The 24,959-nt window shown below is 55.2% G+C and carries 26 protein-coding genes and 1 tRNA gene; 24 read left to right on the top strand and 3 right to left on the bottom strand.

Going from position 1 to position 24,959, the window contains the following annotated elements; translation table 11 throughout:
- The first annotated feature begins 128 nt into the window (after nucleotides 1-128).
- From GTU79_RS19425 to GTU79_RS19400, 6 genes are all read left to right on the top strand, one after another.
- Complete coding sequence (locus tag GTU79_RS19425; RefSeq protein ID WP_203523526.1) at nucleotides 129-872, top strand: C40 family peptidase; 744 nt, start codon at nucleotides 129-131, stop codon at nucleotides 870-872.
- Nucleotides 809-1,405: a tail assembly protein gene (locus GTU79_RS19420; protein ID WP_203523525.1), complete on the top strand. Its 597-nt coding sequence runs from the start codon at nucleotides 809-811 to the stop codon at nucleotides 1,403-1,405. The genes GTU79_RS19425 and GTU79_RS19420 overlap by 64 nt, the downstream gene beginning before the upstream one ends.
- Before the next feature lie 56 nt (nucleotides 1,406-1,461).
- On the top strand, nucleotides 1,462-4,659 hold the full coding sequence (locus GTU79_RS19415; RefSeq protein WP_203523524.1) for a TipJ family phage tail tip protein: 3,198 nt from the start codon (nucleotides 1,462-1,464) through the stop codon (nucleotides 4,657-4,659).
- A gap of 14 nt (nucleotides 4,660-4,673) precedes the next feature.
- A complete protein-coding gene (locus GTU79_RS19410; RefSeq protein WP_214513284.1) occupies nucleotides 4,674-4,928 on the top strand; it encodes a prophage tail fiber N-terminal domain-containing protein in 255 nt (84 codons plus the stop codon).
- A 122-nt stretch (nucleotides 4,929-5,050) separates the two neighbouring features.
- Nucleotides 5,051-7,168 carry an SGNH/GDSL hydrolase family protein gene (locus GTU79_RS19405; RefSeq protein ID WP_214513283.1) on the top strand — a complete coding sequence of 706 codons (2,118 nt, stop codon included), beginning with the start codon at nucleotides 5,051-5,053 and terminating at the stop codon, nucleotides 7,166-7,168.
- 259 nt (nucleotides 7,169-7,427) lie between these two features.
- Nucleotides 7,428-7,811, top strand: a complete 384-nt coding sequence (locus GTU79_RS19400) for a HumD family translesion DNA polymerase (RefSeq protein ID WP_203523522.1) — start codon at nucleotides 7,428-7,430, stop codon at nucleotides 7,809-7,811.
- Nucleotides 7,812-7,816: 5 nt separating this feature from the next.
- Here GTU79_RS19400 and GTU79_RS19395 read toward each other — a convergent pair whose 3' ends face one another.
- Nucleotides 7,817-8,986: a tyrosine-type recombinase/integrase gene (locus GTU79_RS19395; protein ID WP_203523521.1), complete on the bottom strand. Its 1,170-nt coding sequence runs from the start codon at nucleotides 8,984-8,986 to the stop codon at nucleotides 7,817-7,819.
- 165 nt (nucleotides 8,987-9,151) lie between these two features.
- Nucleotides 9,152-9,226: transfer RNA gene (locus GTU79_RS19390), tRNA-Arg, on the bottom strand.
- 340 nt (nucleotides 9,227-9,566) lie between these two features.
- On the opposite strand from GTU79_RS19390, the gene ccmA reads away from it, so the two are divergent.
- The 12 genes from ccmA to sixA all read left to right on the top strand — a co-directional run bounded on the left by ccmA (nucleotide 9,567) and on the right by sixA (nucleotide 19,496).
- Nucleotides 9,567-10,208 (top strand): cytochrome c biogenesis heme-transporting ATPase CcmA, encoded by a 642-nt coding sequence (gene ccmA / locus GTU79_RS19385; RefSeq protein ID WP_203523520.1) that lies wholly within the window; start codon nucleotides 9,567-9,569, stop codon nucleotides 10,206-10,208.
- Entirely contained in the window at nucleotides 10,196-10,855 is a 660-nt protein-coding gene (ccmB, locus tag GTU79_RS19380) for a heme exporter protein CcmB (protein WP_203523519.1), read from the top strand. The genes ccmA and ccmB overlap by 13 nt, the downstream gene beginning before the upstream one ends.
- Nucleotides 10,856-10,900: 45 nt before the next feature.
- The gene (locus GTU79_RS19375) at nucleotides 10,901-11,638 is read left to right on the top strand and encodes a heme ABC transporter permease (protein WP_203523518.1); all 738 of its coding nucleotides are present in this window, start codon (nucleotides 10,901-10,903) and stop codon (nucleotides 11,636-11,638) included.
- On the top strand, nucleotides 11,635-11,880 hold the full coding sequence (gene ccmD / locus GTU79_RS19370; protein ID WP_203523517.1) for a heme exporter protein CcmD: 246 nt from the start codon (nucleotides 11,635-11,637) through the stop codon (nucleotides 11,878-11,880). Before GTU79_RS19375 ends, ccmD begins: the two co-directional genes overlap by 4 nt.
- Nucleotides 11,877-12,389, top strand: a complete 513-nt coding sequence (ccmE, locus tag GTU79_RS19365; protein ID WP_214513282.1) for a cytochrome c maturation protein CcmE — start codon at nucleotides 11,877-11,879, stop codon at nucleotides 12,387-12,389. The genes ccmD and ccmE overlap by 4 nt, the downstream gene beginning before the upstream one ends.
- Nucleotides 12,386-14,350, top strand: coding sequence for a heme lyase CcmF/NrfE family subunit (locus GTU79_RS19360; RefSeq protein ID WP_132927145.1), 1,965 nt, complete (start codon nucleotides 12,386-12,388; stop codon nucleotides 14,348-14,350). The genes ccmE and GTU79_RS19360 overlap by 4 nt, the downstream gene beginning before the upstream one ends.
- Nucleotides 14,347-14,901 carry a DsbE family thiol:disulfide interchange protein gene (locus GTU79_RS19355; protein WP_203523515.1) on the top strand — a complete coding sequence of 185 codons (555 nt, stop codon included), beginning with the start codon at nucleotides 14,347-14,349 and terminating at the stop codon, nucleotides 14,899-14,901. Before GTU79_RS19360 ends, GTU79_RS19355 begins: the two co-directional genes overlap by 4 nt.
- On the top strand, nucleotides 14,902-15,366 hold the full coding sequence (locus GTU79_RS19350; protein WP_203523514.1) for a cytochrome c-type biogenesis protein: 465 nt from the start codon (nucleotides 14,902-14,904) through the stop codon (nucleotides 15,364-15,366).
- The gene (gene ccmI, locus GTU79_RS19345) at nucleotides 15,366-16,577 is read left to right on the top strand and encodes a c-type cytochrome biogenesis protein CcmI (protein ID WP_203523791.1); all 1,212 of its coding nucleotides are present in this window, start codon (nucleotides 15,366-15,368) and stop codon (nucleotides 16,575-16,577) included. Before GTU79_RS19350 ends, ccmI begins: the two co-directional genes overlap by 1 nt.
- 34 nt (nucleotides 16,578-16,611) lie before the next feature.
- Nucleotides 16,612-17,370, top strand: coding sequence for a phospholipid-binding lipoprotein MlaA (gene mlaA / locus GTU79_RS19340; protein ID WP_132928066.1), 759 nt, complete (start codon nucleotides 16,612-16,614; stop codon nucleotides 17,368-17,370).
- A 155-nt stretch (nucleotides 17,371-17,525) separates the two neighbouring features.
- Complete coding sequence (locus GTU79_RS19335) at nucleotides 17,526-17,822, top strand: YfcZ/YiiS family protein (protein ID WP_132927151.1); 297 nt, start codon at nucleotides 17,526-17,528, stop codon at nucleotides 17,820-17,822.
- Between the two features lie 1,191 nt (nucleotides 17,823-19,013).
- Nucleotides 19,014-19,496, top strand: coding sequence for a phosphohistidine phosphatase SixA (sixA, locus tag GTU79_RS19330; RefSeq protein ID WP_214513281.1), 483 nt, complete (start codon nucleotides 19,014-19,016; stop codon nucleotides 19,494-19,496).
- A gap of 27 nt (nucleotides 19,497-19,523) precedes the next feature.
- On the opposite strand, the gene smrB is transcribed toward sixA, so the two are convergent.
- On the bottom strand, nucleotides 19,524-20,054 hold the full coding sequence (gene smrB, locus GTU79_RS19325) for an endonuclease SmrB (RefSeq protein ID WP_203523790.1): 531 nt from the start codon (nucleotides 20,052-20,054) through the stop codon (nucleotides 19,524-19,526).
- Nucleotides 20,055-20,234: 180 nt separating this feature from the next.
- Here smrB and prmB point away from each other — a divergent pair, with 180 nt between their 5' ends.
- The 6 genes from prmB (at nucleotide 20,235) to GTU79_RS19295 (ending at nucleotide 24,941) form a co-directional block, all read left to right on the top strand.
- Nucleotides 20,235-21,167: a 50S ribosomal protein L3 N(5)-glutamine methyltransferase gene (gene prmB, locus GTU79_RS19320; protein ID WP_132927155.1), complete on the top strand. Its 933-nt coding sequence runs from the start codon at nucleotides 20,235-20,237 to the stop codon at nucleotides 21,165-21,167.
- 83 nt (nucleotides 21,168-21,250) lie between these two features.
- Nucleotides 21,251-22,336: a chorismate synthase gene (gene aroC / locus GTU79_RS19315; RefSeq protein ID WP_203523512.1), complete on the top strand. Its 1,086-nt coding sequence runs from the start codon at nucleotides 21,251-21,253 to the stop codon at nucleotides 22,334-22,336.
- Between the two features lie 5 nt (nucleotides 22,337-22,341).
- Nucleotides 22,342-23,169: a penicillin-insensitive murein endopeptidase gene (gene mepA, locus GTU79_RS19310; RefSeq protein WP_214513280.1), complete on the top strand. Its 828-nt coding sequence runs from the start codon at nucleotides 22,342-22,344 to the stop codon at nucleotides 23,167-23,169.
- Nucleotides 23,170-23,264: 95 nt separating this feature from the next.
- A complete protein-coding gene (locus GTU79_RS19305) occupies nucleotides 23,265-24,065 on the top strand; it encodes a sulfite exporter TauE/SafE family protein (RefSeq protein ID WP_203523510.1) in 801 nt (266 codons plus the stop codon).
- 14 nt (nucleotides 24,066-24,079) lie between these two features.
- The gene (locus GTU79_RS19300) at nucleotides 24,080-24,655 is read left to right on the top strand and encodes an elongation factor P hydroxylase (protein ID WP_214513279.1); all 576 of its coding nucleotides are present in this window, start codon (nucleotides 24,080-24,082) and stop codon (nucleotides 24,653-24,655) included.
- 10 nt (nucleotides 24,656-24,665) lie between these two features.
- Nucleotides 24,666-24,941 carry a YfcL family protein gene (locus GTU79_RS19295; protein WP_132927165.1) on the top strand — a complete coding sequence of 92 codons (276 nt, stop codon included), beginning with the start codon at nucleotides 24,666-24,668 and terminating at the stop codon, nucleotides 24,939-24,941.
- The last annotated feature ends 18 nt before the right edge of the window (nucleotides 24,942-24,959 follow it).

Below are 24,959 nucleotides of genomic sequence, written 5' to 3'. Positions count from 1 at the left end.
ATTATCAACGAAAGATGCCGCTAAAATCCTTGAGTTAAGCACCAAAACACTACGGAAAAAGTCGATAAGAATCTCAATATCATAATTTAAGAGAACCCGCTTCGGCGGGTTTTTGTTACAGGACTCCCATGATAGAAGATGACATTTTGGCTCATGCCTTGGCATGCGCTCCGGCAGAGTGCTGCGGCTTGGTGGTGGGCGACGAGTATGTCCGGTGCCGGAACGTGGCCAGCGCACCGGAATCAAGCTTTGAAATCCATCCGGACGATTGGTCCGATTGCGAGGACAAAGGCGAGATCACGGCGGTAGTGCATAGTCATCCAGGCGGCGTTCCGTTCCTGAGCGAAGCCGACCGTATCGCACAATGCCGATCCGGCTTGCCCTGGTGGTTAGTCTGCGACGGCGCCGTCCACAAATTTCGCTGCGTGCCGCCATTGCTGGGCCGTAAGTTTGAGCATGGCGTGATGGACTGTTATACGGTCATGCGCGACGCCTATCACCTGTGCGGCCACGATTTGCCGGACTTTGACCGGCAAGACAACTGGTGGGCGAACGGGCAGGACTTATATTTCGAGAACATGGCCGACGGCGGCTTCGTCCGGCTGGGCGATGATGCCGAGATATTACCAGGTGATGTTTTCCTGATGTGCCTGGACCTGGCCGGCCAGAACGTTCCCAAAGCAACCCACTCGGCAATCTATATCGGCAATCAACAAATTTTGCACCAACGTCCCAACGCGCTCAGTAAGCGCGACGTGTTCGGCGGCTTTTGGCAAAAAATCACACATTCCACCTGGAGGTATCAAAAATGGCAAAAGTCAGATTTTACGGGGATCTTAAACGATTTGGCAGCGAGTTCAAACTCGAGGTAGAGACCGGGGCGGAAGCGCTAAGGGCATTGCTCATCCAGATCCCAGGGCTACGCCAGCACATCAGCCAAGGTCGCTACAAGGTCCGCGTCGGTGAGAAGCAACTCGATATGGATACCTTGGATAAGGGAATGCACGCCCGCCTGAAGCGAAAAACGGAAATCCGCATTACGCCGGTTGTCGCCGGCGCGAAAAATGGTGGTTTGTTTCAGACCATCCTTGGCGCGGCGTTGGTAGTTATTGGAGCAATAGGCACATTTACACCATTTGGACAGGCATTAGGCGGTGCGGCGTGGGGGCCGTACGCGATGCAGATCGGCGGAGCAATGATGCTAGGCGGCGTCGCCCAGATGCTCGCCAAAACGCCCAAAACAAGCTCATCATCCAGCGCTGATAATGGCGCGGCCAATAACTACTTCTCATCCCTTGAAAACGTGGTGGGCCAGGGCGATCCGGTACCGTTGCTTTATGGCCGGATGCGCGTCGGCTCGCACGTAATCTCGCAGGGCTTAATCACTGACGTGACCAGCAGTTAATCTTTTCAGGCATTTATCGGGCTCGTTTCGGCGGGCCTTTGTTATGGGAGTAATCCATGGGCGGCAGCAGTAGTAGTGGTGGCAGCGCGCATACGCCGACAGAGCAGGCGGACAATCTTAAAACGAAACAGCGCCTACAGATTATCGACCTGATTTCCGTAGGACCGATTTATGGCCCGGTGGATGGGATGAAATCCTTCTACCAGAACGGCACTCCCGTCCTTGATTCCAACGGCAATGCCAATTTTACCGGCGTCGATGCCAAATGGACCTCGGGAACGCAGGATCAGGCGTACCTGGCCGGCTATTCGGACGTCGAGAACGAAATCGGCGTCAGCACGGAATTGGTTTATGCAACGCCCATCGTGAAGACTGTGACGGACGCGGATGTTAACCGGGTGCGATTGACCCTGGGTGTTGACTCTCTGCTTTCGCAAGATGATGACGGCGATCTGAATTATGCCACCGTTCATATGCAGATCCAGATACAAAACACTGCTGAGGCATGGGACACCGTAGACAACATCACTATTACCGGCAAAACGACCAGCCAGTATCTCGAATCGCACATCATCAACGCGCCCGGACACACGCCCTGGTCTTTCCGAGTGGTGCGCCAGGAGGTAGATAGCACTTCAACGAAGCTGCAAAACGGGACCTATTTCAGCAGCTATACCGAAATCATTGACGCCAAACTGAGCTATCCGAACAGCGCTATAGTCGGGACGACGATTGACTATACCGGCCAGTTCAGTGGCATCCCGGCCCGCACTTACGACATGAAAGGGCTTATCGTCCAGGTCCCGAGCAATTACGACCCGGTGGCCCGCACGTATGCCGGGTTATGGAATGGGACTTTTCAAAACGCCTGGACAGATAACCCGGCGTGGGTATTTTACGACCTGGTCACCAATACCCGATATGGCCTGGGAAAGCGTCTCGGACAGTTCGGCTGTGATAAATGGGCGATGTATGCCATCGCGCAATTCTGCGATGAACTGGTTGATGATGGCTTCGGGGGCCAAGAGCCGCGCTTTGCCTGCAATCTGTATATCACTGACCAGCGGGCGGCCTATGACGTCCTGAACGATCTGGCCTCTTCGTTCCGAGGAATGCCAATCTGGGACGGCTTGCAGATGACTGTCGTTCAGGACAGGCCCGTCGACCCGGTGTGGGCCTACACGAACGCCAACGTGGTTGACGGCTCGTTCAAATACGCCTCCAGCGCCCGTAAAGCGCGCCACACGGCGATACAAGTCAGTTGGGTCAACCCGGACAACGACTGGGGTTCAGATATCGAGTACGTCTCTGACGATTCATTGATTGCCCGCTATGGCCTGAATGTGTCACAGGTGACGGCTTTCGGCTGCACCTCTCGAGGCCAGGCGAACCGGGTAGGGCGCTGGATCCTCAAAACTGAGCAGCTCGAAACCCAAACGGTCACGTTTGATGTGGGCCGAGACGGGCTTAATAACCTGCCCGGCGACATCATTACCGTGGCGGACAATGACTATGCCGGCGCCCGCATGGGTGGCCGCGTGATAGCGTTTTCGGGTACGTCAGTCACGCTCGACGCGCCGGTGGAAATTGCCGAAACTGAAACGGCCTATTTTTCCTATTTGAACGACGCGGCCGCTATGGTGAAAATCCAGATTGCCGCACCCGTTGCAGGCAGCCAGATAACTCTGGCCAGCGCGCCGGCCGGGCTGCGCAAATGGGGCATATTCACCATTTCCAAAAGCAGCCTTTCGACCCGGTTATTCCGCTGTTTGGCGATAACCGATAATGTTGATGATGGCACATACAGCATTACCGCATTGCAGCATGACCCGAACAAACAAGCCGAAGTGGATCTGGGCGAGCAGTTCGATACTCCCACTACGACGCTATACGGCAGTTCAATTCCAGCTCCGGAACATATCGCCATCGATGATTCCGTGGCGAATGATGTTTACCAGATCCGCATCACCTGGGATGTGGCAAAAATCTATACTGGCATCACGTTCAACCTGAGACTGGTCCGCCATGATGCCGGCGGCGATGTGGTTGTGCTTAAGGCCAATACGGCTGACATGCAATACACTGTCGGCAACCTGTCGCTGGGCAGCTATTCGGTGTTTATTCGCGGCATGAACGCCGCCGGCCAGCTTGGAGAAGAGTCCGAAGTCGATATGACCATCGGGCCGCCGCTGGTTCCGTCATCTTTGTCGCTCTACAGCACGAACTTCAGCATCAAGATTGTTCCGGTCGTTGATGGTGTGGTGACGCTGGGCACCCGGTATCAGTTCTACCGCGGCGCGAGCCAAAGCGAGGCTCTCGCCATGGCGAACTATGTCGGGCAGGGCTATGAATTTCTGGACGACGGCCTGTCGCCGTTAACGACCTACTGGTACGCAGTGAGGGCCGTTAATAATGTCGGGCGCTCAGCCCTGGTGACCGGCAGCATTGCTACCAAAAAAGACGCCACTGACATCATGACGGTCATTAGTGATGCCATTCCCGATATCGAATGGGCGCGTGATCTGTCACAGGAAGTCGCGGTGAATACCTCTGCTGTCGGCCTGTTGTCTGACCGCGCCTATCTGGTGGTTAATAACGAGGGGAAAATATCCGGCATAGCGATTTCCACATCGCCTGGCTCTTCAGTGGTAGATATTCTAGCGAATTGGTTTGCCGTTACCGACCCGAGTACATTACAGCGAAAACTTTATTGGGATGGCAATAATAATCGCTTGGTTATTAGCGGTGAAGTCAATGCCATAGCGGGTACATTCCAGAACGTCACCATTGCGCAAAACTGCACTATCTTGGGGACACTGACCGCCGCACAAATATCGGGAGGTACCGCAGCCAATAATGCAATAGATTTAACTGGTATTACTGACCCGAACGGAAATTCAACGCATACGCAGGATTTTCATAGAAATTTAACTGCCAATCAATATGTTAACCGAGTGCTGACTATCGTCGGCCCGATGAGTATTGGCGCGGCAGCATTAGGTCCGGGTTCATTATCTGTCGAAATATTTGCCAATAACGTCAGTATCGGCTCAGCAACAATCGAAACGCCATATTTAAATAGCCAGGCTAGTTCAGCAAACGGCTGTTTCGGTGCGATTGTCTCTGTCCCAGCCGGAACGGAAATGGATATCATGATACGAGTTACGAAAGTCAATCGGGGAACAATGATTGCCGGTCCTGCAATAATGGTCGCATGCCGTGATACCGGTTCGGACTGGTCAGCTCAATATTAATTTGGAGTCAATTCATGACAGTAATCTCTGGCGTATTAACCGCGCCTGACGGCAATGCTTTGCCCAGCGTTAGCATTAACTTGAAAGCCCTTGCGACTTCATCGGCTGTTGTCGCTCAGCTCGAATCGGAAACCGTAACGGACGCCAACGGTAATTATTCTATTTCGGCAGAAGTGGGGCAGTATCAGGTCTCAATTTCAGCATATGGACAACCGAGTGCTATTGTTGGCAACATAAATATATATCCAGATTCGCCAGATGGCCCCTGAATAATTTTCTTTTACTAGAGGGTGGAGCAACTCTGCAAACACTGCAAGATATAATAGCTAATCTTTCCAATGTTTATGTCAGTCAAGCAAAAGAATATGCAGATAGTGTGGTGAACACTAAAATGCAAATTGATGGGTTATTTACATCATTACCTTCAACAATTTCAGTTATTGCTCAGCCATATGTTGATTCCGCCCAAGCTTATTCTGAATCAGCACAAATTTCAGCTCGCAATACATTTGCAACCTCTGCTCTAGCTCAGGCTGCTATAACAGCCGGGACTATATCGGTTGATGGGTTATGCTATGTTTTCTCTACGAATACTGATTATACATTTAACATTTTCCAGAATGTTGGTGGGGTAGCTACTGATACCGGGCGTGTTTGGTATAGTGCCGTTGGAATAGATTCCAGTCTGAATGTTTTTCGTGGCATTCCGACCCTAAAATATCAGCCAATTCCTTTTAACTCTGGTGGGCTATGCATAATGGAGGCAGACTCCCTAAGCGAAGGAGCCTACGGCACCACATGGAGAACACATTTTCAGAAAATTATGCGCGCGGCATTTGGTGATGGCGGTCCAGGGTATCAGGCTTTTGATTATAGTTACTCGGTCGATCAGGGTGCGAACTATCAAAACTCCGGTTGGTCTACGATTTCGATAGCAGATGGCATTTATGGACAATATGCCCCCGGTGGCTATGGACAGTATTGTCAATCTGGGACCGGTGCGGAGTTTTTCAGATATGGCCCGTTGAATAAATGGACTGAAACGCGAATATTGTATTGGATCCAGCCTGAGGGCGGTGTTTTTACTATAACCGGGTCAGGTGGTGCCTTCTCCACGATAATTGTCGATACCAGTAAAACCGCTTATAACGGCTCTACCCCAGCCACATCAATTTTTATAGGCCATGTTGATATATCAGTATTAGTTACATCACAAATTGACTTAGTGGTTTACACCACCGCTGATGGTAAGCCAACCTGCGTTTTCGGCGGACTATTTAAAAATTCATCTTATCCACGTGGGTATCTACAAGGAAGTCTTGCTCTTGGTGGCCGTAAATTTGCTGATGTCGCTGCGCAAGATATGTCGATTCGCCAGCAGTGGTTGTCTCTGCTCGCACCGGCCGCCTATATGCTGAATGGCGGCATGAACGATAGGGTTATTGGAACAGGGCAGACACCTGCACAACATCAGGCAGCAATCGAAGCCATCATCACAGCAAATCAGGCAGCGGTTCCGACCATGGCTAATATGATTATTCAGTCAAACGAATCGTCAGATTGGGCCACTACCAACCTGCCAAATTTTTACCCCATCAAGAAAGCGGTCGCACTCGCGAAGGGTTGCGCTTTTGTCGATGTTAGAAACGCGCTGGGAGATTATGCGTATGCCAATGCAGCAGGCTGGATGGCGGACGGGGTTCACCCGAACGCAACGGGTAACGCAAAACTGGCGCAATTCTATGCTGAAAGCTGGGGCGTCCCATGCTCATTGCCAGATCCGGGTCCGGTAGCATTTGCGGGTGGGGGCGGAACGCCTGTTTATGACAATGCTGGCGATGTACCACTCTCAATCGTGGCCGGGCTAAGCGGTGTCAGCGCCGCAGCCATTGCTGCCGGTGGATCGGGTTATGCCGTCAACGACACCATCAGCCTGGGGAATGGCGTCGTTCTGACAGTAACAACGGTTAGTTCGGGCGTTATTACCGCAGTTTCGGTCACCAGTGCCGGCAGCGTATCATCCAGTTCATTACCAACCAATCCTGTATCACAATCATCCACACCTGGCGCGGGGACTGGTGCGACATTTACTCTGACGTGGGGCGTACATTTAGCTACGCCTGCGCTCAATATTGGGCTGGGAAAGGTTGGCCTGGGGGTTCTGTTCGATCTAACCGTGACAACGTCAACGACTGGTTTTAGTGCCGCAGTCCAGTACAGTTTAAAATTTATTGCTCGTAATGACTCGACGTTGAATAACGTCGCGGCCGTCTACAATCCTATATTATCATCGCTTTATTCGGTGACAAATGGCTCAATCGCTACCCAGCCTGCCATTGCTGTAACCGTGACAATCGTCAGCGGGAAAGCAATTGTTTCACTGACAGCAAATAATGTCACAGTCACAATTGGTGGCGCAGTCGTTCAGCAGTTGTTTACCGTCGCGGGTACATATAAGGTGGTGTGGGGAACCGCTCAGGCTAACGGACAATCAGTGTATTTCAATTAAAAAAGCGGGCCAGGGTAGGCCCGTAGTTGATGACTATGCAATGGAAAAAATAAGAGAAATTTTCGTGCGTTATGCACGGTCCGGACATTAATAAATATCCTCTGCTGCGTCCAGTCGTGTTCACGACAATGCGAAAAGCTCCGCAAAACTAAAATCTCCCAGCGCTCAATGCGTTGCGTTTAACTGCTGTTTGGCCTGTTTACATGCTTAAAATTTACTGCTTATACTGTATGCATGAACAGTACTAGAGGCATGCGTTATGGGCTTTCCATCACCCGCAAAAGATTATGAAGAAAAATCGCTCAGCTTGGATGAGTTGTGCATCGCCCGCCCCGCTGCCACGTACTTCATGCGAGCCAAGGAGGGCTCTTACCGTGCCGGGATATACCAGGGTGCAATTCTAGTCGTTGATCGCTCCTTGACTCCCGTAGACGGCACAATCGTGGTCGTTGAGCTTACCGGAGAATTAGCAGTGCGCCGGTTTAAAATCTACCCGGAACGCGGCTTGGAGAAACTGGATGCTCCAGGAGTGCTGCTGCCGATGCCTGAACCTGATGATGAGGGGTTGCAGTGCTGGGGTGTGGTGACGTATGTGATCAACGATATGATGAGAGAGGAGTTTGATGATTGTCCGGGGATGTGAGGTTATTAAAGCCCGTCGAGGTAATCGGCGTACCATTGCATCATCTCCCGGCGCTTGTCGAGGTATTGTGCGTGGTTGTAAATACCCCGGACTTTATTGCGGTCAATATGCGCGAGTTGGCGCTCTATCAAGTCGGAGTCGAACCCATGGTCGTTTAAGATAGTGCTCATAGTGTGACGGAAACCGTGGCCGCTGGCTCTTCCGTCAAATCCGATCCGTTTTATTACTCCTAGTACTGAGTTTTCACTGATTGGCCTTTTCTTATTGCTACGTCCTGGAAAAATATAGGAATAATTACCCGTGATAGGCTTCAGGAATTCAAGAAGCGCGATCACCTGCCGGGACATTGGAACGATGTGCGGGCGGCGCGATTTCATCAACTCTGGGGGTATCTCCCATATTGCATTCTCGAAATCGATAAATGACCAACGAGACTCTCTAAGTTCCACTGTTCTAAGGCCGGTGAGTTGCAAAACTTGTGTGGCGACCTTTACCAAAATACCCCCACCATATGCTGCCAGTGCCTGGTTAAATACCCCCAAATCCGATTCAAGGAGGAATGGATAATGCCCAGGCTTTGGCGCACCCAAAGCTATTGAAAGGTCTGGAGCTGGATTATAATCAGCCCTGCCCGTACCAATGGCATATCTAAATACTTCACCGCATCGCCTACGGGCTTTCCTTGCCCGCTCCATTGCCCCGCGCTCTTCAAACTTTCGCAATACCCCCAACAGCATCAGAGGCTTTATTTCGGTAATTGGCGTGTCTCCGATAAACGGGAATATGTCTTTGTCGAACATGCTAATCATTTCGCCAGCGTATTTCTCTGACCAAGTGCGTTTACGGCTGTCATACCATTCCAGGGTAATCGACTTGAACGTGTTGCCTGACGTAACGAGCGATTCAGCTTTGCGCGACTTCTTTTCTTCAGACGGATCAACTCCAGCAGCAAGTAACGCCCGCGCTTTATCTCTCTGTTTTCTCGCTTCACCAAGCGTGATGGCCGGGAAAAGACCGAACGTCATCAGCTTTTCTTTTCCTTCAAAGCGGTATTTTAATCGCCAGGATTTGTTTCCGGTGGGGGTGATGTGCAAAAACAAGCCACCACCGTCTGCCAGCTTATAAGGCTTTTCTTGAGGTTTTAAGGTCTCAATTTGGCGTACTGATAAGGGCATGTGGGGGTATCCTGGGGCGGGGTGTTTTGGGATACCCCGGATAATACCCCCACATGATTGTTGATTGGAAGTTATTTCAGTTGAGTTCGGTTGAGTTTGATTTCAGGTGCAACGGGGGTTTGAAGAGAATTAGTTGATGTGGGTAGATGTCAGTTGAGCTATCAGTGGTGTCCCCGACAGGAATCGAACCTGTAACTAGCCCTTAGGAGGGGCTTGTTATATCCGTTTAACTACGAGGACCGTATAGCGGACGGCATTATACCCGATTCGGTCCCGAAAATAAGCACTTAACGATTCGATTGCTTATTCCGTCGTCAATGGCGGTGAAAAAAACATTTTCCGCCCCCTGATAACCGGCTGGCGCCGGCCGGTTATCAGGGGGCCGGGCGTTACGCGCCATAGCCATTTATGCGGGTAAATCAAGTAGAGTGCCGGCCAGGCAGGGTGGGATTGCCTTCGATGCATTTATTGATTTCATTCAATAAGCCTCTTGGTTGAAGTGATTACATCGATGGCGAACTTCCCGCTTCGGTTGCCTGTGCTATGATGGCGTTCCTGTTAATGAAGAGCTGAGTTTCCGATGCTGGAAGCAAGAAACCTGGCCTGTATCCGCGACGATCGCGAGCTTTTTTCCCGTTTATGCTTTCGGGTCGAGCCGGGGGACATTCTCCAGATTGAAGGCGGCAACGGTGCCGGCAAAACCTCCCTGCTGCGTATTTTGGCAGGACTCGCCCGCCCGGAGCGCGGGGAGGTTTGCTGGGGGCAAGAAAATATCAGCCTGGTGCGTGAAATCTATCATCGGGATCTGCTTTATATCGGGCATCAAGCCGGCATCAAACTTGCTTTGACGCCTTTTGAGAATTTGGCGTTTTACCAGGCGGCCAGCGGCGGTCAGCGGGACGAAAAAGCCGTTTGGCAGGCGTTGGAGCAGGCGGGATTGCTGGGATACGAGGAACTGCCGTCCGCCGGCTTGTCAGCCGGCCAGCAGCGGCGGGTGGCGCTGGCGCGTTTATGGCTGAGTCCGGCCCGTTTGTGGATCCTGGACGAACCTTTCACCGCCATTGATAAACAGGGCGCCGCGCAGCTGATGTCCTTGTTCGCCGGCCACAGCGCGGCCCGGGGTATGGTTTTGCTTACCACCCATCAGGCGCTTCCCCCAGCGTCGGTGGCGATACGCAAGATAGCCTTGATGCCGGTACGGGAGACGCCATGTTCTGGCTGATTGTTCGCCGCGATTTGCGCTCGGCATTACGCAGCCGCAGCGATATTATCAATCCGCTGTGGTTTTTTCTGATTGTGATAACCTTGTTTCCCTTGGGGATCGGGCCGGAACCGCAATTACTGCGTCGTATCGCCCCCGGTATCATCTGGGTGGCGGCCTTACTGGCCTGTCTCTTATCGTTGGAGCGCCTGTTTGGGGAGGATTTTCATGATGGCACCCTTGAGCAACTGCTGTTGTTGCCGTTGCCTCTTCCCATCGCGGTGCTGGGCAAGGTCTGCGCGCACTGGCTGGTGACCGGTTTGCCGCTGCTGCTGCTGTCGCCGGTGGCCGCGCTGCTGCTGTCCCTGGATTTGGCCACATGGCGGGCCGTGGCGCTGTCATTGTTGCTGGGTACGCCGACGCTGAGCCTGGTGGGAGCCGTGGGCGCGGGATTAACCCTCCGCTTACGCAAAGGCGGTGTCTTGCTGAGTTTATTATTGTTACCCTTGTTTATTCCGGTGTTGATTTTCGCTACCGCGGCCATTGATAACGCGGCGCAGGGTTTACCCATTGACGGTTTTTTGGCGATCTTGGGTGCATTCCTGGTATTAAGCGTCATGTTGGCGCCTGTTGCCGCCGCCGCGGCGTTACGCGTAACGTTGCAATGAATTTCACCGCGGCGATTGGATGGTTTTGACAGTGGACAATGTTGCATGTGGAAATTGTTGCATCAATTGAGCAGGCCTGAGCGGCTTTACCGGCTGTGCGGCGGTCTGATTCCCTGGCTGGCGCTGGCCACGGCGGGCTCATTGATAGTGGGCTGGGTCTGGGGATTTGGTTTTGCGCCGGCGGACTATCAGCAGGGTAATGGTTTTCGCATCATCTATGTACATGTGCCCGCCGCCATGTGGTCGATGGGAATTTATATGGCGATGGCGCTGGCGGCGTCTGTTGGCCTGGTCTGGCAAATAAAGATGGCGGACTTGGCGGCGGCGGCGATGGCGCCGGTGGGCGCGGTATTTACCTTTATTGCGCTGGTGAGCGGCTCCGCCTGGGGCAAGCCTATGTGGGGTACCTGGTGGGTATGGGATGCCCGCCTGACGTCTGAGCTGGTATTACTGTTTTTATATCTGGGCGTCATCGCGTTATATAACGCTTTTGAAGATCGGCGCCTGGCCGGGCGGGCCGCCGGTATTCTGATCTTGGTGGGCGTGGTGAATATTCCCATCATTCATTATTCGGTGGAGTGGTGGAATACCCTGCATCAGGGTTCTAGCCATATGCAGCAAAGCATTGATCCCAGTATGCGTACCCCGCTGCGCTGGGCCATCCTCGGTTATTTGCTGTTTTTCTTGACACTAGCGCTGATGCGTTTGCGCAATCTGATACTGCGGCAAGAATGCCATCGTCCCTGGGTAGTGGCATTGGCGACAAAGGGACGTGCGTCATGAACCCCGCATTCAGTTCCTGGACGGCTTTTTTTGCCATGGGGGGGTATGCTTTCTATGTCTGGCTGGCGGTGGCCTCGACGTTGGCGCCGCTGGCGGCGTTAATCGTGCATACCCTGTGGCAGCGCCGGGCCCTGTTGGCGGAAATCCGTCGCCGGCAGGCGCGCCTGCGGCGTATCCGCCAGAGCGCATCAGCCCCCGGGCCGCACAGCGCCGCCGCCCCGCAACGGGGGAATAGCCAGTGAATCCTCGCCGTAAAAACCGCCTCTATCTGTTGTTCGGCATGCTGGCGGGCGGTGCGCTTGCCGTGACGCTTTTCTTGTATGCGCTGAGTTCCAATATCGACCTGTTTTATACCCCGCGTGAGATGCTGCTGGGTAAAGGCGAGCAGCATGCTTTGCCGCATATCGGCCAGCGTCTACGCATCGGCGGCCTGGTCATGCCCGGCAGCGTGCGGCGGGATGCGCAAACCCTGAAAGTGACCTTTAAAATTTATGATGCCGCCGGTGCGATTACGGTAAGTTATGACGGTATCCTGCCGGATCTGTTCCGGGAAGGGCAGGGAGTGGTGGCGCAGGGTGTGCTGGAGGCCGGTAATCTGGTGCAGGCGAAGGAGGTGCTGGCGAAACACGATGAAAATTACACGCCGCCCGAAGTGGCGGAAGACGTGAAAAGTTCGGCCATTCTTCCTTCCGTTGGCTCGCGCTCCGCTTCCGGCAGCTTCAGTATTATCCAAACGAAGGTGACGCCGTGATTCCCGAATTGGGTGATTTCCTGCTCTGCCTGGCTATGGCGCTGGCGCTGTTATTGAGCATCTATCCGCTGTGGGGCGCGGCGCGTCAGGATGCAAGGCTCATGGCGACAGCGCGTCCGCTGGCCTGCGGACTGTTTGTGTGCATCAGCGGGGCCTTTATTTGTCTGGTGTACGGGTTTGTGGTCAATGATTTTACCTTGATTTACGTGGTGAATAATTCCAATACCCGCCTGCCGCTATATTACCGCATTGCCGCCACCTGGGGCGCCCATGAGGGGTCGTTACTGCTGTGGGTGCTGCTGCTGGGCTGCTGGACGCTGGCGGTAGCGCTGTTCAGCCGCCGTATGCCCGACGAGGCGGTGGCACGGGTGCTGGCGGTGATGGGGATGATAAATACCGGTTTTCTCGCCTTTATTTTACTCACCTCCAATCCCTTTAGCCGTACCCTGCCGGATTATCCCATTGACGGGCACGATTTGAATCCGGTGCTGCAGGATATCGGGTTAATCTTTCATCCGCCGCTGCTGTATATGGGGTACGTGGGATTCTCCGTGGCGTTTTCCTTCGCCATCGCATCTCTTATCGCCGGTCGTCTGGACACCGCTTGGGCGCGCTGGTCGCGTCCCTGGACTCAGGCCGCCTGGATTTTTTTGACCTTAGGCATCGTGCTCGGCTCCTCCTGGGCCTATTACGAACTGGGCTGGGGCGGTTGGTGGTTCTGGGATCCGGTGGAAAACGCCTCGTTTATGCCCTGGCTGGCGGGCACGGCGCTGCTGCATTCCCTGTCGGTGACCGAGAAACGCGGCACCTTCAGATCATGGACCGTGCTGCTGGCCATTACCGTTTTCTCCCTCTGTCTGCTGGGGACGTTTTTGGTGCGCTCCGGGGTGCTGGTGTCGGTACACTCCTTTGCCTCCGATCCGGCGCGCGGGATGTTTATCCTGGCATTTTTGGTGCTGCTGATCGGCGGTTCGCTGCTGCTGTATGCCATTCAGGGCGGCAAAGTACGCAGCCGGGCGCAAAACGAGCTGTTCTCCCGCGAGACCTTTTTGCTGAGCAATAACGTGCTGCTGATGGCGGCAATGCTGGTGGTACTACTGGGTACGCTGCTGCCCCTGATCCATAAACAGTTAGGCATGGGCAGTATCTCCGTCGGCGAGCCGTTCTTTAACAGTATGTTCACCTGGCTGATGGCGCCGTTTGCGCTGCTGATGGGGATTGGTCCGCTTATCCGCTGGCGGCGGGATGAGGCAAAAAAATGGATCAAGCGCCTGTCATGGGCGTTCGCGGGCTGCCTGGCCATGTCGTTATTGTTGCCCCGGCTGATGGGAGATGACATTCGCGGCATGACCGTAACCGGTCTGATGATGTCCCTTTGGGTGATGACTCTGACCCTGATGGAGTTACGGGAGCGCGCCGGCCATCGCCGCTCGTTCTGGCGAGGTCTGGCTCATCTGACCCCTAGCCACTGGGGCATGGTGCTCGGCCATCTGGGGGTGGCGGTCACGGTGATAGGCATCACCTTCAGCCAGAATTACAGTCTGGAACGGGATATACGGATGAAAACCGGCGATCTGGCGGACATCGGCGGCTACCGGTTCAGTTTCCAGGCTTTACGAAGCCTGACCGGGCCGAACTACACCGGCGCGGCGGCGGTCTTCGACGTGACGCATAACGGCAAGCCGGAGGCCAGGCTGCAGGCGGAAAAACGCTATTACAGCGTGAGCCGGACCGTCACCACTGAAGCGGCCATCAGCGGTGGTTTAACCCGCGACCTGTATGCGGCGCTGGGTGAGGAAATGGATGACGGCGCCTGGGCGGTCCGGCTCTATTACAAACCTTTTGTCCGCTGGATCTGGCTGGGCGGTTTATTGATGGCGGCCGGCGGCGCGTGCTGCCTGGCGGATCCCCGTTATCGCGCCCAGAAAAAGTCCCGGTTGTCCGAGTCGGGTGAGCAATGAAAACCAGATTGCTGCTGCTGGTCCCGCTGCTCCTGTTTTTGGCGCTGGCGGCGAGCTTTGTTGTGCAGTTGACCCGCAACGCCCATGGCGATGACCCAACTTTGCTGGAGTCGGCGCTTATCGGCAAGCCGGTGCCGGTTTTCACTCTGCAGTCTCTGGACGATCCGGCGAAGCAATACGATCAATCGGTATTGCGCGACGGTAAGCCGCTGCTGCTGAACGTTTGGGCCACCTGGTGTCCCACCTGCCGGGCAGAGCACCAATTCCTTAATACTCTGGCGGCACAAGGTATTAGGGTGGTAGGCATGGATTATAAAGACGATCGGCTCAAAGCGGTGAACTGGCTCAATACCCTGGGCAATCCTTATGCGCTGAGCCTGTATGACGGCGACGGCATGCTGGGATTGGATCTGGGGGTGTATGGCGCGCCGGAGACCTTTCTGATTGATGGACGGGGTATTATCCGCTATCGGCACGCCGGGGATATGAATGCCGGGGTCTGGCAGCGGGAAGTGCGGCCGCTCTATGAAAAATATGCCGGGGGAGCCTGAATGATCCTGCGCAATCTGTTAACGGTTCTGCTGCTGTGCAGCACCGCCGCCGGCGCCGCCATTGATGCCCGGCACTTTAACAGCGTGGCGCAAGAGCAGCAGTATCGCGAAGTAACCGAGCAGCTGCGCTGTCCGAAATGCCAGAATAACAGCATTGCCGATTCGGATGCGATTATCGCCGCCGAAATGCGCGCCAAGGTCTACCAGTTGATGCTGCAGGGCCGGACTAAACGGCAGATTATCGATTATATGGTGGCGCGCTACGGTAATTTTGTTAGCTATGAGCCGCCGGTAAATCCCCTGACGCTGATGTTATGGCTTGGCCCTCTGCTGGTGGTGATGTTAGGCGGTCTGGCGGTGGTATTACAGGCCGCGCGGCGCGGCGGCCGCGCAGAACCGCTGTCATCCGATGAGCGGCGGCGCCTGGAGCAGTTGCTGGATAAACCGGACGGGAAGCAATCATGATAGCATTGGGCGTGGCCATGCTGGTCCTGCTGGCGGCGGCGGGGGGAGCGTTTGTATGGCCGGCCCTGCGCCACGGTTCCCGTCCCGGCGCGTTGACCCGAGACGGTCAGAATACGCTGTTTTACCGGCGGCGCCTGGACGAGCTGGCCCATGAGGAAGCGGAGGGCGTGATCGACCACCGCTCCGGTCATATTGAAGATTTACAGCAAAACCTGCTGGCGGATATTCCGCCGGTACCGCAAGCGCCCTGGCGCACGTCGAGCGCCTGGGCGCTGCTACCTGGAGTGGTGGCGCTGGTGGTGGTGACGCTGGGTCTTTACGCGGGTACCGGTGGTTTGGGGCAGCTTTGGCGCTGGCGGCAAACGGTGGCTGAACTGCCTGCGCTGCGCGCCCGCATCATGGACCCCCGGGCCCGGCAGTTGACGCCCGGCGAGCTGTCGGATTTTGCGGTGGGGTTGCGCGCGTCGCTGCAGCGGCGGCCGGACAATGTGCAGGATTGGCTGATTCTCGGGCGGATCGGGGTGGTATTGAAGGACGCGTCCATGGCCACCCATGCTTTCGAGCGGGCCTGGCGATTGGCGCCGGACGACGAGGGCATCCAGCTCGATTATGCCGATGTGCTGACCCGATCCGCCGATGCGGGTGACAACCTGGACGGCAATCGGCTACTGCGGCAGATGGCGCAGCGTCATCCGGACGATATCCCGACGCTGGATCTGCTGGCCGTCAGTGAGTATCAGCAGAATAATTTCTCACAGGCTATTATACTGTGGCAGCGTTTGTTGACATTATTGCCCGCGGGCGATGTTCATGTGGAGGCTATCAAGCACAGTATCGCCCTGGCCCGTGAGCAAACCGGCCAGGAGACGGCTAAACTCGATGTTACCGTTACGCCCGCGCCGGCGATAGCCGATAGATTACCGCTGCGGGGCGTCGTGATTATCTCGGTTACCGACGGTAAAAGTCCGCAGCCGGTGGCGATAAAAACGTTACCGCTGAGTCGCTTTCCATTATCGTTATCTCTCGACGACGGCAACGCCATGATGCCGGAGCGTTTACTTTCCGCCCAGGTTCAGCTGAAAGTACGGGTCAGACTCTCTTTAGACGGTACCGCCGAGGCGAAACCGGGAGAGTGGTTTGGCGAGAGTGCTGTACAGGATTTCAATGGCGCCGGCCGGATTGCCGTGCAAATCGATCAACAAGTGCCCTAGAGGCGGGCATAATAAATTAAAACGGAGTCGAATGATGAATTACCGCCTGTCAGGCGTGGCGCTGGCCACTATATTGATTCTGGGGTGCGCCAGTAAAACCGATCAGTCGGCTCAGAAACGATCTGATCCGTTGGAAGGGTTCAACCGGACAATGTTCAATTTCAACTACAATGTCCTTGATCCTTATGTGGTGCGTCCGGCGGCGGTGGCCTGGCGCGATTATGTGCCGATGCCGGCCCGTAACGGACTGAGCAATTTCCTGAGCAACCTTGAAGAACCGGCGTCCATGGTAAACTACTTCGCCGTAGGCAAGCCGTACGAAGCCATGATTCATTTTAACCGCTTCTTCCTCAATACCCTGCTGGGCATGGGCGGGCTGATTGATGTGGCCTCCATGGCGAATCCCAAGCTGGCCAAGGAGCAGCCCAGGCGCTTTGGCACGACGCTTGGCACCTACGGCGTAGGATACGGTCCGTATGTGGTGCTGCCCGCTTACGGCAGCTTTACGCCTCGGGAAGATATCGGCGGCCTGGCGGATAATTTCTATCCGGCCCTAAGTTATCTTACCTGGTGGATGAGCATCGGCAAATTTGTCTTCCAGGGCATCGAAACCCGCGCCGAATTGCTGGATTCGGACAGTCTGCTGCGTAACTCCGCCGACCCGTACGCCCTGGTGCGCGCGGCTTATTTCCAGCGGCACGATTTCCTGGCCAGCGGCGGCCGTCTGGTGCCGCAGGAAAACCCGAACGCGCAGGCGATACAAGGCGATCTGAAGAGTATCGATGCGCCGTAGCGGATAAGGTCCGGCCTCCGCCCTTAATGCAACGGCGATAAGCCAGGGGCGGTGGGTTTATCCCTGTTATCATCTTGCCGGGAAGCGTATAATCAAGCACAGATACTTTGTAAGGTTATTATTGTCAGACAGGTTTATCCTGTGGAGAAAAAACGATGGCTCATTCAATCAATAAATGCAGCGCTGAAGAAACGGCCGCCTGCTGTTGTGTCGATGTCGGCACCATTATCGACAACGAAGATCGCAAGGCATCTTTCAGCCAGGTCTATGCGGACCGCCACCAGGCTGAAGCCATGCTGGCAAAACTGACGGAAAAAGCCCGCGCGGTGGAATCCGATCCTTGCCAGATAACCAGTCGCATCGAGCCTGCTGAAGGCGGTGTGGCGTTAACGGCCGATTTTAACTTCAGCTGTGAGGCTGAAAGCCTGATATTCCAGCTCGGGTTGCGCTAATTTCCTGATATCGCGGTCCTCAAACGGACCGCGATTATCGGATTTACCTTATTATTTTTTCAGCTTTAATGTTATATCTGCAATATCAAGTCCCGTGAGTTTCGTAAGTTTGCTTACCGATCACTAAAATCCCATGCCCGCTATTTCACTCACTTGAAATTCTATAGAGTGTCTGGTGAACAGCGCTTGAAAAATTATTGATATGTTTTACCGTGCGGATAAAATGATTCAATTCCTAATAAAGATAATTAAGTCGTTATTCGAAATAGCGGGCCTGCTATGCCGTGATGTAATACGTCCGGCGCCGGCGAATGAATATACCCGAAAAAGCGACGGGGCGGCAGAAGTACCGGAGAAGTACTGGAGAAGTACCGGAGAAGTACCGGCCGGTGGGAAGCGAAACGGTAAAGACGCCTCGGCCAGCCACAATGGATCGAGAATGATGCAGGTTATCGACGGCATGCTATATTTTGAATTATGCCTTTACGGCAATTGAAAGGATGAAATAGCAATAGAAGCCTGCGGGTATAATATGCGCCTGGCCTGGTCCGATAAAGCCCCGTATCGTTAGTCATGAATGTTATTTATTGCAAGTTGACGTTATTGACAAAATGGTGTCGGCGATAAAAACTTGACTGATACAGGTCAGATTATTGCGTCAAGTTAATTAGCAATACAATAAAAATACGTACCGGCGCCGGGCGGACAGGCATCTTTGCCGGCTGTGCTCGTTTGTCCGCAGATTGTTTTTTATGAATATTAAATATCGCCATGCAACCGAAACCTCTTCCCGGCCGGAGCCGGTTTGATCCGCGGCCGGGTTGCGATGGGCCGAAAGGGCGTCCAGGGGGCGTCGGCAAGTGTCAATTGCAAAACTGTTACTTAACGCGCACCTTTGTCTGAAAGCGTTGTCTTATGCTAATAGCCATTACACTCAGTAGACGTTTTTGTTATGACATTTTGTTTTCGGGAGGGGCATCTGTGTTCGATGTGTTGACTACCTAGTGGGTATTGATGTAAAAAGCAGCGTTTTATTACGTGATTTCGAGCTCTCAATGCCCGGTCGCTTCGGGGGGACGGTTAGCTATGCGTATTTCAGGTTGTCATAGGATCTAGATTTAGCGACAGCATGGCTTAATACGGTAAAACCTGTTTCCCCATGGCGTTTTTGTCAAACAACAACGGTGCACTATGCAAGTTTTGATTATGCGGCACGGCGACGCTGCGTTAGAAGCCGCCAGTGATGCTGAAAGACCTTTAACTGTTCGTGGCCGTGATGAATCACACCTGATGGCGAGTTGGTTGAGTAGCAAGATTATCGATACCGATCGTGTTTTGGTCAGCCCTTATTTGCGCGCCCGGCAAACGCTGGATGTCGTGCGGGAGGAACTGGTGCTGCCCGACGGTGAAGAGACCCTGCCGGAGCTGACGCCGGGCGGCGATGTGGCCATGATTTGCTGTTATTTGCAGGCGCTGGCCAACGAAGGACTGGGCACCGTGCTGGTGATTTCTCATCTGCCGCTGGTGGGTTACCTGGTGGCCGATCTGTGTCCCACGGAGCAGGCGCCGATGTTTGCCACCTCGGCGGTGGCCTGCGTGGAGTTGGATCCGGCGGACGGCAATGGGGTATTGAACTGGCAAATCAGCCCGGCGCAATTACTGGCGAAGGTCTGACCCCGGTTGTAGCCTACCGGGTCGGCGCTATTCGTCCAGCTCGATCAGCACCAGCAGCGCGGCATCGCCGCCAAACATTTTCGGCGCCTGATGAAAACCCAGGACGTCCGGATGCTGCGCCAGCCACAGCGGCGTTTGCTGTTTGAGGATATGTTTGCCGTGGCCATGCATAACGCAGGCGCAGTGTACGTGTTCTCGCCGGCAGGCGGCCAGCAGGGCGCCCAGTTCTTCCTTGGCTTCGGCCTGGGTCATGCCGTGCAGGTCGAGAAATAATTCAGGTATATAATCACCCCGCCGTAATTTTTTCACTTCATAGGGGCTGACGTCAGGACGCATATAGCGGGCCGGACCTTCGCTCTCCAGCAGCGGCTGGAACTCATCGGAAAAATAAAAGCTGGCGTCCACCTGTTCATGCAGCAATCGCCGGGCGGGGAGATGATTGGTATTCAGCCGAGGCTTTGGCGGTTTAACGGTATCCTGCCGCAAGGGTTTGGTACCGGTTATGGACTCGCGAAACAGATGGCGTTCCTCTTCGGCCAGTTGATATCTTTTTTTCATTCCCCACTCTGCAATTGCTATTTTTAGCAAGTCTACCCTCTCTTTTCCCTTAACGGCGAAAATTTCCGGCAAAAAAGTGCGTTGCGACCCGTCCAGGGACGGTTGTGCCTGCTGCTTTGTGAGGCGCTTCATGGCAAACTAACCGGCAGATAAGATGACATCGCCCTTGCGGAGAGCAAATTGGACAAAATTTTTGTGGATGAAGCGGCGGCCGAGCTGCATACGATACAGGATCTGCTGCGCTGGACGGTCAGCCGGTTTAACGCCGCGCAGATTTTTTACGGTCACGGCACCGATAATTCCTGGGACGAGGCGATACTGTTGGTCCTGCCGAGCCTGTTCCTGCCGCTGGATTTTCCGGAGGAGATGTACCACTCCCGGCTGACCTCCAGTGAGCGTTACCGTATTGTGGAGCGGGTGGTCAAGCGGGTTAACGAGCGTATCCCGGTACCTTATCTGACCAATAAAGCCTGGTTTTGCGGACTGGAGTTTTATGTGGATGAGCGTGTGCTGATTCCCCGTTCCCCCATCGGCGAACTGATAGACAATCGATTCCAGGCGTTGCTCCCCAAACCGCCGACGCATATTCTTGACATGTGCACCGGCAGCGGCTGTATCGCCATCGCCTGCGCATTTGCTTTTCCGGAAGCGGAGGTGGATGCGGTTGATATTTCCGGCGATGTGCTGTCGGTGGCCGAAATGAATATCCAATCCTATGGCCTGGATCAGCGGGTCACGCCCATTCGTTCCGATTTATTCCGTGAGCTGCCGGCGTTACAGTACGATCTGATCGTCACCAATCCTCCTTATGTGGATGAAGAGGACATGAGCGACCTGCCGCAGGAGTTCCGGGCGGAACCTGTGTTAGGCCTGGCGGCGGGCAGCGACGGTCTGAAGCTGGTGCGCCGTATTCTCTCCGCCGCGCCGCACTACCTGAGCGAAGACGGTGTACTGATTTGCGAAGTGGGCAACAGCATGGTCCATCTTTTGGAGCAGTATCCGGACATTCCTTTCACCTGGCTGACATTCAACAACGGCGGCGACGGCGTCTTTATGCTGACCCGGGCGCAGCTGGCGGCCTGCAGCGAAACCTTTGCACTGTATAGGGACTGATAGGTATCGGTATTTATTGACAGATTACTGATAAACGTGCAGCTCAGGTTGATTACTTATTCTGGTTAAACAAAGGAGTCCCGATGGCAGGGAACAGTATTGGCGAATTATTTCGCGTCATGACCTTTGGTGAATCCCACGGGGCGGCGCTGGGCTGCGTGGTGGACGGCGTTCCGCCCGGCATTCCGTTGACGGAAGCGGATTTGCAGCACGATCTCGACCGGCGGCGACCCGGCACCTCACGCTATACCACGGCGCGGCGCGAGCCGGACCAGGTGCGGATCCTCTCCGGGGTGTTCGAAGGGGTCACCACCGGCACCAGTATCGGATTGCTGATTGAAAACACCGATCAGCGTTCCCAGGATTACAGCGCCATCAAGGATCTGTTTCGTCCGGGCCATGCGGATTACAGCTACGAAATGAAATACGGCCTGCGGGATTACCGCGGCGGCGGCCGCTCTTCGGCGCGTGAAACCGCTATGCGGGTGGCGGCGGGGGCGATTGCGAAAAAATACCTGGCGCAAAAACACGGCATCCTGGTGCGGGGATATCTGGCGCAAATCGGCGATATCCGCTGTGAGCTGAAAGATTGGCAACAGGTGGAGCAAAATCCGTTTTTTTGTCCCGATCCCGATAAGCTGGATGCGCTGGACGAACTGATGCGCAACCTGAAAAAAGACGGCGATTCCATCGGCGCCAAGGTAACGGTAATGGCCGAGCGGGTGCCGGCCGGCCTGGGTGAGCCGGTATTCGATCGTCTGGATGCCGATCTGGCCCATGCCCTGATGAGCATCAATGCGGTAAAAGGGGTGGAAATCGGCGACGGTTTCGCCGTGGTCACCAAGCGCGGCAGCGAAAACCGCGATGAAATCACGCCGACGGGTTTTGTCAGTAACCATGCGGGCGGGGTGCTGGGTGGAATCAGCAGCGGGCAAACCATCATTGCCCATATCGCGATGAAACCCACCTCCAGTATCATGGTGCCCGGCCGTACCATCAACCGCCAGGGCGAACAGGTGGAAATGGTGACCCGCGGGCGCCACGATCCCTGCGTCGGCATCCGTGCGGTGCCCATCGCCGAAGCCATGCTGGCCATCGTGCTGATGGATCATCTGTTACGGCAGCGCGCGCAAAACGGCGATGTCGTCCCAACCCTGCCCCGGTGGTAAATGAAATGCGACAATGGATAGTCGGGTTATTGGCTGCGCTGGCTTTCAATGCGTTGGCCGTTCCCACTCCCTGGCAAAAAATAACCCAACCGGTGGCCGGCAGTCCGCAGGCTATCGGCGCTTTCGCCAACGGCTGTATTGTCGGCGCCCGGCCGTTGCAGCTGGAGGCGTCGAACTATCAGGTGCTGCGCCCGGATCAGCGTCGTTACTTCGGCCATCCCGATCTGCTGCTGTTTATCGTGCGGTTAAGCAACCAGGTCCGGAATCTGGGGCTGGGGGAAGTACTGGTGGGGGACATGGCGATGCCGGCCGGCGGCCGCTTCAGCAGCGGCCATGCCAGCCATCAGTCAGGGCTGGATGCGGATATCTGGCTGCAGACGCCGCGTCAGCGCTGGACGGCGCAGGAATTGCTAAAACCGCAGCCGCTGGATTTGGTGGCGGCCAACGGACGGGACGTCAATCCGCGCCTGTGGCAGCCGCAAACCATGATGCTGATTAAGCTGGCGGCCCAGGACAGCGATGTGACGCGTATTTTTGTCAATCCGGCTATTAAAAAGCAGCTGTGCCGTGTCGCCGGGCCGGATCGCGCCTGGCTGAACAAGGTGCGGCCGTGGTTCGGCCACCGTGCCCATATGCATGTGCGCCTGCGCTGCCCTGCCGATAGCCGGGAGTGCCAGGATCAGGCTCCGCCGCCGGCGGGCGACGGTTGCGGCGCCGAACTGGAAAGCTGGTTCCTGCCGCCCAAACCCGGCAAGCCGCCGGTGAAAAAGGCGCCGCCGCCGCTACCGCCGTCGTGTCAGGCACTGCTGGATAACCCCTTGGGAGCGGAATAATTTGCTGCCGACGGCGCGCCGGCGCCGTGCCGTTTTCAGACGGCCGGCGGTATCGCCGGCCGCTGCCGGCTTGGAAAAAGAGTCACGGAAAAAACATGGATTGGTTAGCGGTTTCACCCCCGGTATTGATATTGCTGTTCGGCGTGGCGGTCTTCGCGGGGTTTATTGATTCCATTGCCGGCGGCGGCGGATTAATCACACTGCCGGCGCTGCTGGCAGTGGGACTCTCGCCGGCGCAAACGCTGGGTACCAATAAAATTCAATCGGTAGGCGGCTCTTTCTCCGCCAGCCTCTATTTTATTCGTCAACGGGCGGTGGATCTGGGCGGGCAAAAACTGACCATCGCCATGACGTTCCTCGGCTCCATGACCGGCGCTATCCTGATTCAGCACCTGCAGGCCGGATTGCTGCGCCAGATCCTTCCGCTGCTGGTCATCGGCATCGGCCTCTATTTTCTGCTGATGCCGCGTATCGGCGAGGAGGATCGGCAGCGTCGCTTGTCCGCCTGGCCGTTCGCCCTCGTGGCCGGTTGCGGGGTAGGCTTTTACGACGGATTTTTCGGCCCTGGCGCCGGTTCGTTTTATGCCCTGGCCTATGTGACCCTGAGTGGTTTTAATCTGGCCAAAGCCACCGCCCATGCCAAGGTATTGAACTTCACCTCCAACCTTGGCGGCCTGATACTGTTTATGCTTGCGGGTAAAGTGGTGTGGAGCGTAGGATTTGTCATGCTGGCCGGCCAGATTTTCGGGGCCCGGCTGGGCGCCCGCATGGTTTTGACCAAAGGGCAAAAATTGATTCGCCCGATGATTGTGGCAGTATCATTTTTAATGAGCCTGAAGCTCCTTTATGACAGCCATGGCGCCGACATCATGCTGTGGCTGACTTCCCATTGGTAAAACATAACGAGATCATGCAAACCGAAACCCATCATTTCCAGCAGCTGATTGAGATATTCAATCGATGTTTCGCCGACAGCCTCAATACCCGTCTGATCAAGGGCGATGAGGAGCCGATTTACCTGCCTGCCGATGAACTGATTCCCTATCACCGCATTGTGTTCGCCCATGGCTATTATGCCAGCGCGCTGCATGAAATCTCCCATTGGTGCATTGCCGGGGCGTCCCGCCGTCTGCAGGTGGATTTCGGCTATTGGTATTGTCCCGACGGACGGGACGCGCCGACCCAGCAGCGGTTCGAGCAGGTGGAAATCAGGCCGCAGGCGCTGGAGTGGCTGTTTTGTGTCGCGGCGGACTTTCCCTTCAATGTCAGCTGCGATAATCTCAGTGGCGACTGTGAACCGGATCGCATCGCTTTCCAGGGCCGGGTGCACCATCAGGTCATGGACTATCTGTCCCGCGGTACCCCGCGGCGGGCAGGGCGTTTTATCGGGGCATTGCAGTCGTTTTACCATACCCGGCCGCTGACACCGGCGCTGTTTCGCCATCCCGCCGATCCCGCGGCGTTTTCGGCGCAGAATAATCAATAGAGGACATTTGATGATCGCAGATTTTGAAGCGCGTATCCTGGCGATAATTGACGATATGGTGGAGCACGCCAGTGATGACGAGTTGTTTGCCGGCGGCTACCTGCGAGGCCATCTGACGCTTGCGGTCGCTGAAGCCGAAGAGAACAATGAGCATACCCTGGAGGCCCTGCATGAGCGCGTACAGGGCGGTATCAACAAAGCCATCGGCAACGGTGAACTGTCGCCGCCGGATCAGGCATTGGTGCTGGGTATGTGGCACAAGCTGTATGAGCGCGCAAAAATCTGAACATTGCGCTTACCAAAG

Origin of the sequence: Sodalis ligni (genome assembly GCF_016865525.2) — a bacterium.
Taxonomy (GTDB): domain Bacteria; phylum Pseudomonadota; class Gammaproteobacteria; order Enterobacterales; family Enterobacteriaceae; genus Acerihabitans; species Acerihabitans ligni.
This window is presented reverse-complemented; position numbering and strand designations above follow the sequence as displayed.